General features: G+C 67.9%; 12 protein-coding genes and 1 pseudogene. 6 read left to right on the top strand and 7 right to left on the bottom strand.

Annotated elements, in window-relative coordinates; translation table 11 throughout:
- Window positions 1-8: 8 nt before the first annotated feature.
- The 4 genes from ACLJPX_RS26170 to ACLJPX_RS26155 all read right to left on the bottom strand — a co-directional run bounded on the left by ACLJPX_RS26170 (window position 9) and on the right by ACLJPX_RS26155 (window position 3433).
- Window positions 9-893 carry an alpha/beta fold hydrolase gene (locus ACLJPX_RS26170; protein ID WP_410602506.1) on the bottom strand — a complete coding sequence of 295 codons (885 nt, stop codon included), beginning with the start codon at window positions 891-893 and terminating at the stop codon, window positions 9-11.
- Window positions 894-965: 72 nt separating this feature from the next.
- A complete protein-coding gene (locus tag ACLJPX_RS26165; RefSeq protein WP_410602504.1) occupies window positions 966-1544 on the bottom strand; it encodes a TetR/AcrR family transcriptional regulator in 579 nt (192 codons plus the stop codon).
- Between the two features lie 60 nt (window positions 1545-1604).
- The gene (locus tag ACLJPX_RS26160; RefSeq protein ID WP_410602502.1) at window positions 1605-2852 is read right to left on the bottom strand and encodes a hypothetical protein; all 1248 of its coding nucleotides are present in this window, start codon (window positions 2850-2852) and stop codon (window positions 1605-1607) included.
- Entirely contained in the window at window positions 2849-3433 is a 585-nt protein-coding gene (locus tag ACLJPX_RS26155) for an RNA polymerase sigma factor (protein ID WP_168214249.1), read from the bottom strand. Before ACLJPX_RS26155 ends, ACLJPX_RS26160 begins: the two co-directional genes overlap by 4 nt.
- Before the next feature lie 70 nt (window positions 3434-3503).
- Here ACLJPX_RS26155 and ACLJPX_RS26150 point away from each other — a divergent pair, with 70 nt between their 5' ends.
- Both ACLJPX_RS26150 and ACLJPX_RS26145 read left to right on the top strand, forming a co-directional pair.
- A complete protein-coding gene (locus ACLJPX_RS26150) occupies window positions 3504-4955 on the top strand; it encodes a hypothetical protein (protein ID WP_410602500.1) in 1452 nt (483 codons plus the stop codon).
- Between the two features lie 240 nt (window positions 4956-5195).
- Window positions 5196-6137 carry an alpha/beta fold hydrolase gene (locus tag ACLJPX_RS26145; protein WP_410602498.1) on the top strand — a complete coding sequence of 314 codons (942 nt, stop codon included), beginning with the start codon at window positions 5196-5198 and terminating at the stop codon, window positions 6135-6137.
- A gap of 318 nt (window positions 6138-6455) precedes the next feature.
- On the opposite strand, the gene ACLJPX_RS26140 is transcribed toward ACLJPX_RS26145, so the two are convergent.
- On the bottom strand, window positions 6456-6860 hold the full coding sequence (locus tag ACLJPX_RS26140; protein WP_101606244.1) for a hypothetical protein: 405 nt from the start codon (window positions 6858-6860) through the stop codon (window positions 6456-6458).
- A 159-nt stretch (window positions 6861-7019) separates the two neighbouring features.
- Between ACLJPX_RS26140 and ACLJPX_RS26135 the strand changes: the two are divergent.
- Window positions 7020-7206: pseudogene (locus ACLJPX_RS26135) on the top strand (hypothetical protein); the annotation flags it as partial.
- On the opposite strand, the gene ACLJPX_RS26130 reads toward ACLJPX_RS26135, so the two are convergent.
- The gene (locus tag ACLJPX_RS26130; RefSeq protein ID WP_410602496.1) at window positions 7178-7609 is read right to left on the bottom strand and encodes a DUF6892 domain-containing protein; all 432 of its coding nucleotides are present in this window, start codon (window positions 7607-7609) and stop codon (window positions 7178-7180) included. The pseudogene ACLJPX_RS26135 and the gene ACLJPX_RS26130 overlap by 29 nt on opposite strands.
- An 87-nt stretch (window positions 7610-7696) precedes the next feature.
- Window positions 7697-10480 (bottom strand): BTAD domain-containing putative transcriptional regulator, encoded by a 2784-nt coding sequence (locus tag ACLJPX_RS26125; protein WP_410602494.1) that lies wholly within the window; start codon window positions 10478-10480, stop codon window positions 7697-7699.
- Window positions 10481-10618: 138 nt separating this feature from the next.
- On the opposite strand from ACLJPX_RS26125, the gene ACLJPX_RS26120 reads away from it, so the two are divergent.
- Genes ACLJPX_RS26120 through ACLJPX_RS26110 form a run of 3 tightly spaced genes read left to right on the top strand, consistent with a single transcriptional unit; the run spans window position 10619 to window position 13555 of the window.
- Complete coding sequence (locus tag ACLJPX_RS26120) at window positions 10619-11290, top strand: hypothetical protein (protein ID WP_410602492.1); 672 nt, start codon at window positions 10619-10621, stop codon at window positions 11288-11290.
- 47 nt (window positions 11291-11337) lie between these two features.
- Entirely contained in the window at window positions 11338-12966 is a 1629-nt protein-coding gene (locus ACLJPX_RS26115) for a PrsW family intramembrane metalloprotease (protein ID WP_410602490.1), read from the top strand.
- Window positions 12959-13555: a hypothetical protein gene (locus ACLJPX_RS26110; protein ID WP_410602488.1), complete on the top strand. Its 597-nt coding sequence runs from the start codon at window positions 12959-12961 to the stop codon at window positions 13553-13555. The genes ACLJPX_RS26115 and ACLJPX_RS26110 overlap by 8 nt, the downstream gene beginning before the upstream one ends.
- Window positions 13556-13599: the final 44 nt, after the last annotated feature.

Here is a 13599-nt window from a genome sequence, read left to right as displayed (position 1 = left end):
ATGGGTTGTCACCGGCGGAGCTCGGCCAGGAAAGGCACGATGATGGCGGCCATGTCGTCGGGTACTTCCTCGGCGAGGTCGTGTCCGGCGTCGAAGACGTGTCCAGTGACGTCGTGGGCCATGAGCCGCATCTGGGACTCGTTGCGGTCGCCGATGAACGCGGATCCGCCAAGCGCCAGGACGGGGATGTCCAGCTTCTTCTGTGCGGCTTGCCGGTTTTGTTCGGCGTCGACGAGCATTGCCCGGTAGATCGAGAGCATCGCGCGGATGCCGCCAGGCATGGAGTAGCAGCGCACGTATTCGTCGATCGCGTCGGGAGTGGCGGTGTCGGGGTGGCTGCGCTCGTACTTGATCATGTAGGTGATCAGCTCACGCTCGTGCCCGGCGATCAGCATCTCGGGTACGTCCGGCTGGAAGTAGAAGCCCAGATGCCACAGGTGCATGCCGCTGGCGACGTTCTCGGTGGTGAGCGCGGTGTGGTCCTCGAAACCGAACCCGGGAAACAACGCTTCCGCGAACACCAGAGCGTTGACGTGGCCGCGGTGGCGGGCGGCGAGCTGGTAGCCGATCACCGCTCCCCAGTCCTCGCCCGCCACGGCGTACGTCTCGTGTCCGAGGTGGGCCATCAGCTCGGCGACGTCGTCGCTCATCGTCGCGGAGTCGTAGCCATCCGCAGGACGGGCGGAGTCGCCGAGACCGCGAAGGTCCGGAACAACGACGGTGTAGTGGGGCGTCAGCTTCGGAACGAGGTGGCGCCAGTGGTAACCGGTCTTGGGCACGCCGTGCAACAGCACCACCGCGGGGCCGGACCCGGCCGCCCGGTAGTGCAGGCTCGTTCCGTTGACTGCGGCACGTCCCGTGCGGACCGGCGTCCCGTCATGGTCGAACATCATGCTTCCCAACTTTCCTGGCGTACTTCGCGGTGCTTTTCTGGATCGATCGATCCAGTTTGAGGGCGGCAAAAATCAGTCGAGAGCGGCCAGGGCGACCTCCACGAGTGGTTCGAGAGTGGAGACGTCCGGGGTGATCTTCGCGGAGACCAGTAGTCCGTTGAGGAAGGTGACAAGGAAGGCGGCCAGCGTGTGCGGGTCGTGCCGCGTCGCGATCTCGCCCCGCTCCGCCGCGATACGCAGCACCTCGACGAGCGCGTCCCGGCTGGCGTCCTGCATGTCCCGCACGGTGCGCCGGGTCGCCGTGTCCTTCGGCAGGCGCTCGCAAGCGGCATTGACGACCAGGCAGCCCCGGCCGTCGTCTTCCACGGCGATCAGGACCCGCTCGACCAGCATCGTGCGGATCATCGACCGGGCGTCCGCCCCCTCCTTGAGGTCGCGCAGGGCGGCCGCCGCGAGGGTGGTCCGGTAGCGCTCCAGCGCCGCCTGGTACAGACCCTCCTTGTCGCCGAACGCGGCATACAAGGACCCCTGCCCGATCCCCAGGTGCCGGGTCAGGTCCCGTATCGAAGTCGCCTCGTAGCCGCGCGACCAGAACAGCTCCATCGCACGGCTCACCGCCGCCTCGGTATCGAATTCGCGAGTCCTGACCACGACTTGACCCTACCCTTTCTGGATCGAACGATCAAGAAAGGGTAGGACCGGCCACCCCGGCTACAGAGTCCCGTCGAACACGACGGTGCCGTTGGCGTCACGCGCTCGAGTACGGACCTCTGGCTGGAATGGGTCGCTCACCTCTTTCGGAACAAAGGCCACGAAGGTCCCGTCGACCACATCGGTTGTCGAGGTCAGTCCGGCGCCGAAGTCCAAGGTCACCGTCACCGCGGTCGCCGGCAGCCGCGTCCCGGCGATCGGTGCGCGAGAGTTGGCCCGGTCACCACCATCTTCCACACCGCCCAGGGTCTGTATCAGGATCCTCCGGGGCTGCTCCGGCGGGAGCTCGAAATGGTCTTGGTAGACACGCATCTTCAGCCGGCCGGGACGCCGCGGGTCCGGAACGGTCGTGCACGCCAGGCTCCGGTCACCGAAACGGCCGAGAACGACCTGGTAGCCGTCCTTGTCCAGCAGGGCGCCCGGCTGATAGCCCGCCACATCGGAGACGGCGTCCACCGCGCCGGACAGGCATGCGCCCAGTGCACGTCCCGCGGGCGAGGTCCGGTCGGCCGGGGCGACCGGGCGATCGACGGCCGAAAGCAGCGGCGCCGGAGCCGGCGGCAGGCTCGTGGTCGTCGCTCCGACGGGCTCGTAGACGGACAGTTGCGTCTTGGCGGGGTCGGTCCAGGTGAACGAGACGAACTGCTGTGTCAGAGGCGAAGCTTCCACGGCGTCCCCGCCGCCGGAATCCTCGGCCTGGAACGCGAGACCCGCACCCCGCAAGGCCGGGTCGAGCACCCCGCCGGTCAGCCCGGTCGCGCTCTGCAGGAGCAGCCCGGTGCGGGTGCCCGGCACATACGTGGGGGCGGCGTTCGGGTCGGACAGCGTCACGGTGGTCAGCGTCGTCTCGCAGAACATCGGCTTGCCCGCCGCCGTCGCGGCGACGACCGAAACGCCCAGGTTGACGTTCGTGAACACGGGAACCCATTCCTCGCGCGGGGGCACCCGGTCCGTCTTGGCCGCGGCCCGCACCGCGGCCCAGCAACGGTCGAGCGAGGACGTCGCCAGCCTGACGTCCAGGTTGAGCTCGCCGGCGGCCGGCACGGGGCCGGGGTCCGTGCCTTGCTGACGGAGCAGCTGCGTCGAGGCGGCGGCGCCGGACGCGACGAGAACGACCGCCGCGGCGGCGTACCAGACGCGTGCCGGCCGCCGCGGCTTCGCGATCCCCTCGCGGACGGCCGATCGCATCCGGGTGCGGACGTCGTCCGGCATCGGATGGCGAGGTGGGTACACGGGTTCGCCGCTCATTTCTCCTCCAGCAACGTACGCAGCCGGGCTCGTCCCCGGGAAAGATGGGCGCGGACGGTGACCTCGGCGATGCCCAGCAATTCTGCGGCGTCAGCGATGCTCACCTCGGCGGCCAGGCAGAGTTCGACGACGTCGCGCTGCGATCTCGGCAGTGACCGGACGGCTTCGGCGACTTGTCCCAGCCGGCGCTGGCCGTCGATCTTCTCGGCCACCGAATCGGCGTGGTCGGACACGGCGGGCTGGGCCGGGATCTTCCCGAGCAGCCGCAGCCGGCGACGGGCACCGCGGTGCTCGTCACGGGCGACATTGGCCGCGACCGTGTAGAGCCACGGCAGGGCGCTGTCCCGCACCAGGGTCACCTCTGCCCGCCGCCGCCACGCGATGAGGAACGTCGTGGACGCCAGGTCCTCGGCGCTGCTCCACGAACCGGTCAGGCGATACGTGTAGTTCCACAGAGCCTCGGCGTGCCGCTCGAACAGCTCGCCGAACGCCCCTTCGTCGCCGCCGGCCGCGCGGGCCCACAGCTCCCGGTCACCGGTCTGTTCCACCGGTACCCCCGCCCCGATCGCATGGATGCTCACGTCCTGGTTGTGGCCGGCACCGGCCGAACGTTGCGCGCAACTTTCCGGGCCGGGGGAGCCATATCAAGCCATGATCATGGAACAGGTCCGGACGACGGACAACCAGACGACGTCCTGGCGGATGCCCCTGTCCGTAGCCGTGCTCTCGGCGGGAGTGTTCCTGCTCGTCCGTCCGCATTTGATCGACGACACGTTCATCACGCTCGCGTACGCGCGCAACGTCGCCTTCCACGGCCACTGGGGCTTGCTCGCCGACGCGACGTCGAACACCGCGACGTCGCCGGCGAACGTGCTCGTCCTGGCGGCCCTGACCATCTTCGTCCGCGACGCCGTCTTCGCCGCCGGAGTGTTGTTCGTGCTGTGCCAGGTCCTGCTCGCCCTGGCGTTGCGCAGGCTCGGCGAGGCGGCGGGGCTGCCGCCCCGGTTCCCTGCTCTGACACTCGCCGCGCTGACCGCCAATCCGCTTCTGCTCTCGTCGATCGGGCTCGAGGTCGCTCTCGGTGCGGCGGTCCTGGGCTGGCTCACCGTGTTCGCCGTCGAAAAGAACCCGTTCGCCTTCGGTCTCGCAGCCGGCGTGCTCGCCCTGGTCCGGCTGGACCTGATCGTGTTCGCGGTGGTGCTCTTCGTCTTCCTCCGTCCCGGCACGGGACGCGCACTGCTCGGAGCCGGGCTGATCACGCTGCCGTGGTTCTGCTTCAGCTGGGTGGTGCTCGGCGCGGCGGTACCGGACACCGTGGTGATCAAGACGCTCCAGGGCGCGCAACATGCCTGGGGTGCCTGGAACTTCGGTAACGGCCCGCTGTTCTACGCGCGGACTTCGCCGGTGATGGCGGCGCTGGCGTTTCTGCCCGCCGTACTCGCCGTCCTCGCCCTGGTGACACTGGCCATCCGGCCGCGCACGATCCCCGCCGGGCTGCGGCCGTTCGCTCTGCTCGCCCTCGGTGGCCTGCTGTACCACCTCGGCTACGTGTCGCTGACGGTCCCGCCCTACCACTGGTATTACGGCCCCGGTCTCACCGTGGCGACCGTTTTCGTCTGTGCCGTAGCGGTCTCCCACCGGATCATGGTCCTCGGGGTGCTCGCGTTGATCGTCGCCGGTCTGATCGCGTACGCGGCTGCCGGGCTTCCCCGCACGTACGCGCCGTTCACGTCGAACTACACGTCGAGCGCGCAGTACGCACGTATCGGAGCAGAACTGGGAACGCTCTCCGGAGGCCGGATCGTCGGCAGCGCGGGCGAGATCGGCATCCTCGCCTACGCCTGCGACTGCCCGGTCGTCGACGTCTTCTCCGACCGCGGCCTGCTGCCGGCCGCGATCGAGGCGCGCGGCAAGGAGAACCGCTGGACCCGCGCGATGTTCCGCGTGAACTACGCCTTCTTCGACTTCGACGTCCGACCACGCCGTCCCGAACTCGTGCTGCGTCGGCTGGCGGCCCCGCCACAGGACGCGCTCGCGCACTGGACGCTCGACGCGCCGACACTCGGAAAGCAGGAGCTGTACCTGGTGCCGAACAAGGACTAGCGCCACCGCGACCTGTCGACGACTTGCTCGCTGGTGCCCACCAGCCGGTCGGTTCGCACCTCGGCGACAAATCCACAGTAATCCGGTCATTGGGTGACCGGATTAGTCGGCAAAGTGGGTGTCGCGGCCTCATCGACGAGTCCGACCACCCACGACGGTGCCGGCCCTCGGCCTGTCAGGGGTGCGCCGACACCATGCTTTCGTCGCCTGAAAACCCTGTGAAGATTGGGAACAAAATCAATGGTCGATCCAGCCGACTTTCCCGAGCCCGCCCTTGTTCCGGTCAACGGCGTGGATCTCGAAGTATTCGAAGCAGGCCGAGAAAACAAGGGTAAGCCCATCGTGCTCTGCCACGGCTGGCCGGAGCACGCTTTCACCTGGCGTTACCAGATGCCCGTCCTCGCCGCGGCCGGCTACCACGTCATCGCACCGAACCAGCGGGGATACGGCAACTCCTCCCGCCCGGCCGAAGTGACGGACTACGACATCGAACACCTGACGGGTGACCTCGTCGCGCTCCTGGATCACTATGGCTACGAGGACGCCACCTTCGTCGGTCATGACTGGGGCGCGTTCGTCGTCTGGGGGCTGACCCTGTTGCATCCCGGCAGGGTGAACAAGCTGATCAACCTGAGCCTGCCCTACCAGGTGCGCGGAGAAACGCCGTGGATCGAGGGCATGGAAACCTTCCTCGGCGGAGACTTCTATTTCGTCCACTTCAACCGGCAGCCGGGCGTCGCGGATGCCGTGTTCGAGGGCAACACCTCCCAGTTCATCCGCAACCTCTACCGGAAGAACGTGCCCCCGGCGCCCCCTGAGCCGGGCATGGCCTTGATCAATCTCGCCAAAGCGGAAACACCACTCGGTGAGCCCGTCATGAGTGACAGCGACCTGGCCGTCATCGTCTCCGCGTTCGAGACATCGGGATTCACCGGCGGCATCAACTGGTACCGGAACCTCGACCGCGACTGGCACCAGCTGGCGGACGCGGACCCGATCATCAAGCAGCCCACCCTCATGATCTACGGCGATCGGGACCTCGCTGTCCCGAGGTTCGAAAAACTGGCGGAGTTCGTGCCCGAGGTGGAAGTGGTCGGCCTGGACTGCGGTCACTGGATCCAGCAGGAAATGCCCGAAGAGACGAACCGAGTGATCTCAGAATGGCTGGACCGGCAGGGCTAGTGGCTTTGCAGGCGTTGCCCGATCCTTGGCGTGTCTCTGCTGGTTCCACGACAACCCGCCAAGACAGGACTTTCCATGCTCCCTGCCTGCGGGACGTCTTGACCGATGGTCTTCTGCGGACTTCACGAGTTTTCACAGATGCTGGAGCTGGGCACGCAGGTGGCGCTCTTGACGATGTTATGGGATGTGTCGGTCATCTGGATGTAGACAGTGTCGGCTCCACCGGGGACGTCAGCGTTAAGGGAAAGGACGCGGCCTTTCGCGGCGCCAGCTCCCGAGGATGCGATGAAGGTCCTCTCACGATGCGGGCGATGGTGGTTATTTGTTCTTGCAGTAGTTGGACAGGAGTGTGCCGCCGGGCAAGGGGTTGTCCTGGGTGATCCAGATGCAGCCGGTGTAGACCGGTTTCCAGACGCCGCCCCAGCTGGTGTTCGCGTACAACCAGTGCCACTGGCCGTCGGCGGGGACAAGGGTGTAGCCGCTGCCGCCCGCGATCTGTGCTCCGGCCGAGTCGTAGAACGCGGTGACGGCCCAGACACGCCGGTTTTGCCCGCAGTAGGCATGGAAACCACCGGTGGAGCCCCAGTTGTCGAACGCGAGCTGCACGTTCGCGACGTGGCAGTCCGCCAGTGGTGTCGCGCGGGTCTGAGCGGCGTTCGCCGTTGTCGTTCCGATGGCCAGACAGCTCGCTAACAGGGCCACCGTTGTCAAAAGCTTGCGCATGTTTGCTCCATCTTCCCGCTGTTGTCCGGTTTCGCGGTGCATGAAGCGTTGCACTCCCGCGACCATGAGCGCGCGGGCGGTTGTTCCGCCGCAGGGGCAGTGGTTCCTGCCCTTATGGCCGCTTGGAACGTGGTTGAACGTCCTGATGACGCGTCGTTCCGCGGGCAGAAGGCGGACAACCGTGCCCACGCCCGCATCCGCGCGCTCGGCGAACGCGCCGTCTCACTGCTCAGGGGACTGGAAAGTTCTGGCCGAACTCCGTTGCTGCCCGCGCCGGGCCATCGCGATCATCGCGGCCATCCACGATGAAAGGGGGTTCATTTCACGGCGATTCCGCGGGCCTTGAGGGTGTCCTCGGCGCCGGGGGCGGCCATCATGGCTTCGTCGCCGCCGTGGATCACGCGGAGGTTGGGCAGCAAGGCGAGGTCGTCCAGTGAAGTGACGTCGAAGAGTTCGTCTTCTCCGTCCCAGAACGGCGAGCACTGGTGGTAGATCTCCAAGCCGCCGTCAGTGGTCAGTTCTTCCACCGCGGCCAGTTGTTCGGGGGTGATCTCCAAGTCGGTGAAGTACTGGCGGGCTTCCTCGAGGACGGTGTACAGCAGGTCCTGTTCGCGCAGGTACTTCCACAGGTCGCCGGTGGCGCCCTTGGCGTGGAGCACGTCGGCGATCCGGAAACGGGGCTGGATGAGCTTGTCCTGGTACATGAGCTTGTCGATGACCAGCAGCTTGAAGTTGAAGTCGCGGAACATGCCCCATCATCTACCAGACCGCACCGACATTCCGGTACGAGGCAAGCTGAACCCAGGCCAGGGGATTCTTCAGCAGCCCTTTGCCGGCTATCGGCGCGCGCTGGTGTCGAGAAGCTTGGATTCGATCTCGACGGTGTCGGGGTGGGCCAGCGGTTCGAGGATTTCGAGCGCCCGGGTCCATGCGTCGCAGGCTTCGGGGCGGTTGCCTGCGGCCTGTAACGCGTCGCCGAGGTGGTCGAGAGTTGTTGCTTCCAGGTAGGGACTGCCCAGTTCTTGGAACAGGGCGAGTGAGTCGCGGTAGCACTGTGCGGCTTCGGTGTGCTGGCCGACATTGTGGTGTGCGCGTGCGAGGCAGTGGAGGTTGTGGGCTCGGCCGTCTCGGTCTCCGATGCGGTCCAGTAAGGGTTTGGCCTCGCTGCAGTGGGCGAGGGCTTGCTCGTGCCGGCCTGCTTTGCCGTGGTACCAGCCGATGGCGGTGAGCGTGAACGCTTCCCATGCGTGGTCGCCCGCTTCGCGGCAAAGCCGTAGCGCGTCCTGGGCGTGCTGCAGTGCCCGGGGGTGGCACTGCTGCAGGTCGTAGGCCGAGCTGAGGGAGAAATGGGTGATGGCCATGCCGGTTGTGTCGCCGAGTTGTGTGTAGCCCTCGAGTGCGTGTCGCAGGTGCTTCAGGGCTTGGTCTTGGTTTCCCAACAGGATTTCGGCTCTGCCGAGTAGATGTCGGCTGGTCGCCCGGGCGAGGTCGTCGTTGAGGCGGTCGGCGGCTTCGAGCGCGGTGCGCTGGGACTCGGCGCGCTGCGCCAGGTGCCCTCGTCTGCTCAGGTAGGTGCTGTGTACCCAGGGCAACTGCCAGGCGTGCACGTCCAGGCGTGCGCGGACGGCCGCCGCCGTCGCGGCGAGCAGCGTGGCGTGCTCCGCGGTGAGCCACCGCATGGCCTGGTGATAGTCGGTGACGGGGAGGCGCGGGACGTGGTCCTGTGTCGCGGTGAGTGTGATCGGTGGCCAGTGCGGAGCCAAGTGTCGTTCGGCGGCGAACCCGGTGTGGAGGTAGAAGTCGAGGCATCGGTGCAAGGCCGTTCGCCGTTCGTGCTCGGTGTCCTCCTGCTCGGTCAGCTCGGTCGCGTACGCGCGGAGCAGGTCGTGCGAGCGGAAGCGGCCGAGGCGATGCTCGTCCACGAGATGTGTCCGCGTCAGCTCGTCCAGCAGGGAGCGGGTGCGCGAGAGGTCGATCCCGGCCAGCGCGGCCGCGGCGAACCGGTCCGTGTCGGGGCCGGGGTGCAGGCCCAGCAGCCGGAACAGCCGGGCCGCCTCGGGACTCAGCGTCCGGTACGACCAGGAGAACACCGTTCGCACGCTCGATGTGGTGCCGTCCGCTTCCAACGCGTCCAGCCGCGCTCTCTCCTCGTGCAGTTCGTCGGCCAGCGCGCTCAGCGGGAACGCCGGGTTGGCCACCGCGCGACCCGCCACGACAGCCAAGGCCAGCGGAAGCCGGGCGGAGTGCGCGACGAGTCGCGCCACCGCGTCGGGTTCGGCGGCCACCCGGTCGGGTCCCAGCCGCTTGGTGAGAAGCGACACGGCCTCGACCTCGTCGAGCACGGTCAGGGGGACGGGCACGGCTCCCTCGTGGGTGATCAGATCGGTGGCCCGGTCACGGCTGGTGATCACCGTGAGGCACTCCGCGCCACCTGGCAGGAGGGGCCGGATCTGGTCGGCGTCGTAGGCGTTGTCCAGCAGCACCAGTGCTCGTCGGCGGGCCAGCTGACTGCGGTAGAGCGCGGCCCGCGCGTCCGTACCGGCCGGGACGTGCTCTGCCGGCACGCCCAGCGCCGCCAAGAACCCGTGCAGCACATCGGCCGGAGACAGCGGTCTGCCCACCTGATCGAATCCGCGGAGGTTCACGTACAGCTGCCCGTCGGGGAACCGCCCGGCCTCGCGGTGCGCCCAGTGCAGTGCCAACGACGTCTTGCCCGATCCTCCGATACCCGTCACCAGAACGACGCCGGCGGCGTCGTTCAGCGCGCTGTCGAGCAGACCGAGTTCGCGGGTGCGGGAGACGAACCACGGTGATGCCGCCGGTAGCTGCCGTGGCACCGGCACCGGCACCGGCTGCGGGGCCTGAGCCCGATGGGCGGCGGGCGGCGGCACCTGCGAGGCGAGCATCTGCTGATGCAGACGTCGCAGCTGATCGCCGGGCTCGACTCCGATCTCCGCCACGAGCCGGGCGTGGAACGTGCGGTACTGCGTCAACGCCTCCGCCCGGCGCCCGCATCGGTACAGGGCGAGCAGGTGCTGACCGGCGAGTCGCTCGTCGAACGGGTTCGCCGCTGTCGCGGTGGTCAGCTCGGCCAGTAGTTCGGCATGCATCCCGAGATTCAGTGCCACGTCGTGACGCTCGACCTGGGCGGTGTACCGCTCCTTCTGCAGCCGATCGCGCACCGACGCCAGCCAGGGGCTGTCCGACTCGGCGAAGGGCGCACCTCGCCACAGCCGCAACGCGCGGTCGAACAGGGCCAGCGCTCGCCGTTCTTCGACCGCTTCGCGAGCCTGTCCGAGCAGGCTGCGGAACAGGTACAGGTCGACGGTCTCGAGGTCGATCTGCAGCACGTATCCGCCACCTCGGTGAGCGATGTCGAACCCCGCGACGTCCCGCAGGGCGGTCCTGAGCCGGAAGAGGTAGCTGTAGAGGGCATTCCGGGCTCGAAGAGGGGCCCGCTCTCCCCACACACGGTCGACCAGCTGGGTGGCGGTCACCTTGTGGCCGGCCTCGGCGAGCAGGACGGCGAGCACGGACCGCTGGCGCGCGTGCCCGATGTCCAGATCCTGTCCGTCGACCTGGACACGGACGTCGCCGAGAACGGCGAACTCGACCCCCACGACACCTCCTGGCTGCACTCCAAGACCCCCTCTTACCTGCCGATTCAAGATTAACGCGAGATACGTACAGGACTGATCACCCACAGTAGTAGTCCCAAGGCCGACGCACGTGACGGCCTCAGGACGGAGGACGAACGCATGAGGCTTCACCCCGGTGGGCCGGTGCCGCAGTCGGTCATCGCCGTGGTCCAGCCGGTACTCGTGGTCGCCTCGTCGCTGGCCGGGGCCTGGCTGTGCGCGCACTCGTCGCGCGTGCTGGGCGGTGTCCTGCTCGGCGTCGGCTTGTTGCTCTGGCTGACCTCCATTCTCCTCGCCGCACCGCTGGGCTGGGTCATGGCGGGCGCGGCGGCCACGGTGATCGCCGCTTTCGCGGCGTGGGAGGGGGTGCACGACGCGGCGTTGTCCGAACGCGGCGTCCGCACGTCCTGCACGGTGCTCGACATCCAGACCCGTCGCGTGCCGATCCGAACCTATGACGGGGAGCACTGGAGCACGACCACGGACACCTACCACGACCATCGCCTTGCCTGCGGGGACGAACGCGAGGAGAACGTGTCTCTGTCCTACCGTGCCGCCGGTGAAGGTGCCCGGCTGGACGTCGTCTACGACCCCACCGGCACGGTCGCGACCCAGCCCGCCGGCGCGGTGTCGGACGGAACCCTCTCCACGTGGATCGGTGGTACCTCGCTGCTGGTCGCCGTGGGCGCGCGCGTGCTCGGGGTCGTGCACGACGCGCGGCCCTTCGTCGGCCGCGTCCGGCGGGGGAGACATCGGCGGTCTCGGTCGCCGGAAGGGGTGAGTCGGTCGTGAGCCGGGAACTCGTGGGTGCTTCCCGCGGCGGGGAAGCCGGACAGAGGATGGGGTACGAACCTGATCCGCACCGGCGGATCTTGGTGATTTGCGCGGTGATCGGTGGCGTCCTCGCTCTGGTGCCGTTCCTGCTGTCCCTGACCAAACCGGCACTGGAGATTCCGGCCGGCGTGTTCTCCGACAGCTTCGGACTCACGAAGACCAAGACGTCCCGGTCGTTCGCCGCCGTGTTCCTGAACGTCATCCGGCTCCTGATGCTCGTCGTCCTGTATCGGGCGGTGCGCCGTCGTTGGCTCGCCACCCCCGACGCACCGGTGACGCGCGCCCTGGTGGTCATGGCAGCGGCGCTGGCCACGCTGTCCGCCTTCCATCTGATGGTGGCGGCCGTGCAATTCGCCCAGCCGGAGTACCAGGTGTCGGAGATGGTCACCGCGAACATGAACGCCGGCCTCAGCGCCCTGCTGCTGGCGTGCCTGATCCTGGGCGGCGACCGACTCCACCCCAGCCGTGCCGCCGACGGTGAGCGACTGCGGCGACGGGACAGGAACAGTCAGCTGTGGATCGCACTCGCGTGCGGTCTGCCGCCGATCGCGCTCCTGATCAAGATGATCCACGCGAGGGCCGAGAGCGGGGCGGACCTGGTGTCCGCGGCGCTGCTCTCGCTGCCCACGACGGCGATCGCGTTCTGGGCCGTGCACCGGATGCAACGCCATCGGCGGATGCCGTTCCGGATCCTGATCGCCGGATTCGGCTGGGGTGCGGCGGTGGCCGTCGGATACGGAATGGCGCTGCCGGTCCTGTACAACTCCTTGAGCGATCAATTGCTGGGCTTCACCAGGTTCGTCGCGATCATCGACGGTGTCAAAGCGCCCGTCTTCGAGGAGCTGGCCAAGGGCGTCGGCGTGCTGCTGATCGCCGTCGTGGCGCGGCGGTGGGTCAGCGACGTGGTGTCCGGTCTCGTCGTCGGTGCCAGTGTCGGCCTGGGGTTCAACTTCCTCGAATCCGTGTTGTACATGTCCGCCCCGGGCACGGGCGGCGCCGTCTACCAGCACTGGCTGCGACAGGTGGTCGGGATCATGGTGATGCATGTGGCCTTCTCGGCGCTGGTCGGCGCGGCGATCGGTGCCGCCCGGCAGGTGCGGAACCCGAGGACGAGGCTCGCCGTGATCGGTTGCGGCCTGCTGACCGCGATCTGCGGCCACTACCTGTACAACAGCCTGATCTCTTTGCTGCCGCTGATGTTCCGCGTCAGCGAGCCGGTGTTCGCCATGGTCGTGTTGCCGCTCCTGGCCCTGCTGCTCCTCGGTCCGTTCCTCGTCATGTACCTGGTGCTGCTGCGCCGGGGCCTGCGTTACCAGAGCGCCGCGCTCACCGTCGAACTCCGGCACGAGGCGAACAGCGGGCACGCCGCGGTCACCACCGCCGAACTGCCGGTGCTCCTCAACCCCGCTCGCCGGTTCCGCGCCGGCGTCGACGCCTTCCGGTACGGCGGTCCGCGTGCCTACCGCCGGCTGTCCCGCCTGTACCAGGCTCAGCTCGACCTGGGCATATGCCACTGGCACCAGGCACGACAGGACCCCGACCGGGCGGACGTGGACCTCGCACCGCTGCGGCGGCACATCCAAGACCTCAAGACCGGCCACGAAATCCGCACGGGAAGGGGCCGACATGCGTGACGTGCTCGGGCGGGCCGCCCTCCTCGTGACCACCGTCTTCACCGGGCTGCTGTTCACCCCGGCCACCGCGCTCGCCCAGTGCACCAGCGGTCTGGTCAACACCCTGGACAGCCCGGGAAACGATGGCTGCGGCGGTATCTACCCCGCGGTCGGCTCGGTGATCGCGGTGGCCGCCGCCCTCGGCGCCGCCGCGATTCACGCCGCGTTCAGCTATGCCCGAGGTGGTGCGCCACTACCCGAGGAGCAGAACCACTGCACCTACTTGAAAGCGGACGGAAGCCACGAGCTGCGCGCCAATCCCCTCGTGGACGAATTCATCCACGGTGACGTGCGTGGCGACGTGTTCATGAAGGGCGGAACCATCGACGGCAACGTGTACGGCAATGTGGTCATGTGGGACGGCGCAACCGTCACCGGCGTCGTGTTCGGTGACGTCGCCCAGCTCGGCAGGCACAACGTCATCGGCGAAATAGGCCCGGCAGGTGCGAATTCGATCGGTGGCGACGTCCGCGGCAATGTACTCCAGACAGAACGTGTCACGGGCACGATCACCATCGGTGGCCGCACGATCCCTTCACCGGTCAGGTGATGCGCTCACCGTCGTGTGGCTGTGGAGTGCGGTGGCGTACCAGC

It is taken from the genome of Amycolatopsis sp. lyj-90, assembly GCF_046549035.1.
GTDB lineage: Bacteria > Actinomycetota > Actinomycetes > Mycobacteriales > Pseudonocardiaceae > Amycolatopsis.
Note: the sequence above shows the minus strand (reverse complement) of the source record. Positions and strands in the feature narration are given on the sequence as shown.

Coding starts and splice junctions, on each gene's coding strand:
- ACLJPX_RS26145 (WP_410602498.1), top strand. CDS start 5,196: ATGGTCGATCCAGCCGACTTTCCCGAGCCCGCCCTTGTTCCGGTCAAC.
- ACLJPX_RS26110 (WP_410602488.1), top strand. CDS start 12,959: ATGCGTGACGTGCTCGGGCGGGCCGCCCTCCTCGTGACCACCGTCTTC.
- ACLJPX_RS26160 (WP_410602502.1), bottom strand. CDS start 2,852: ATGAGCGGCGAACCCGTGTACCCACCTCGCCATCCGATGCCGGACGAC.
- ACLJPX_RS26140 (WP_101606244.1), bottom strand. CDS start 6,860: ATGCGCAAGCTTTTGACAACGGTGGCCCTGTTAGCGAGCTGTCTGGCC.
- ACLJPX_RS26120 (WP_410602492.1), top strand. CDS start 10,619: ATGAGGCTTCACCCCGGTGGGCCGGTGCCGCAGTCGGTCATCGCCGTG.
- ACLJPX_RS26150 (WP_410602500.1), top strand. CDS start 3,504: ATGATCATGGAACAGGTCCGGACGACGGACAACCAGACGACGTCCTGG.
- ACLJPX_RS26170 (WP_410602506.1), bottom strand. CDS start 893: ATGATGTTCGACCATGACGGGACGCCGGTCCGCACGGGACGTGCCGCA.
- ACLJPX_RS26115 (WP_410602490.1), top strand. CDS start 11,338: ATGGGGTACGAACCTGATCCGCACCGGCGGATCTTGGTGATTTGCGCG.
- ACLJPX_RS26130 (WP_410602496.1), bottom strand. CDS start 7,609: ATGTTCCGCGACTTCAACTTCAAGCTGCTGGTCATCGACAAGCTCATG.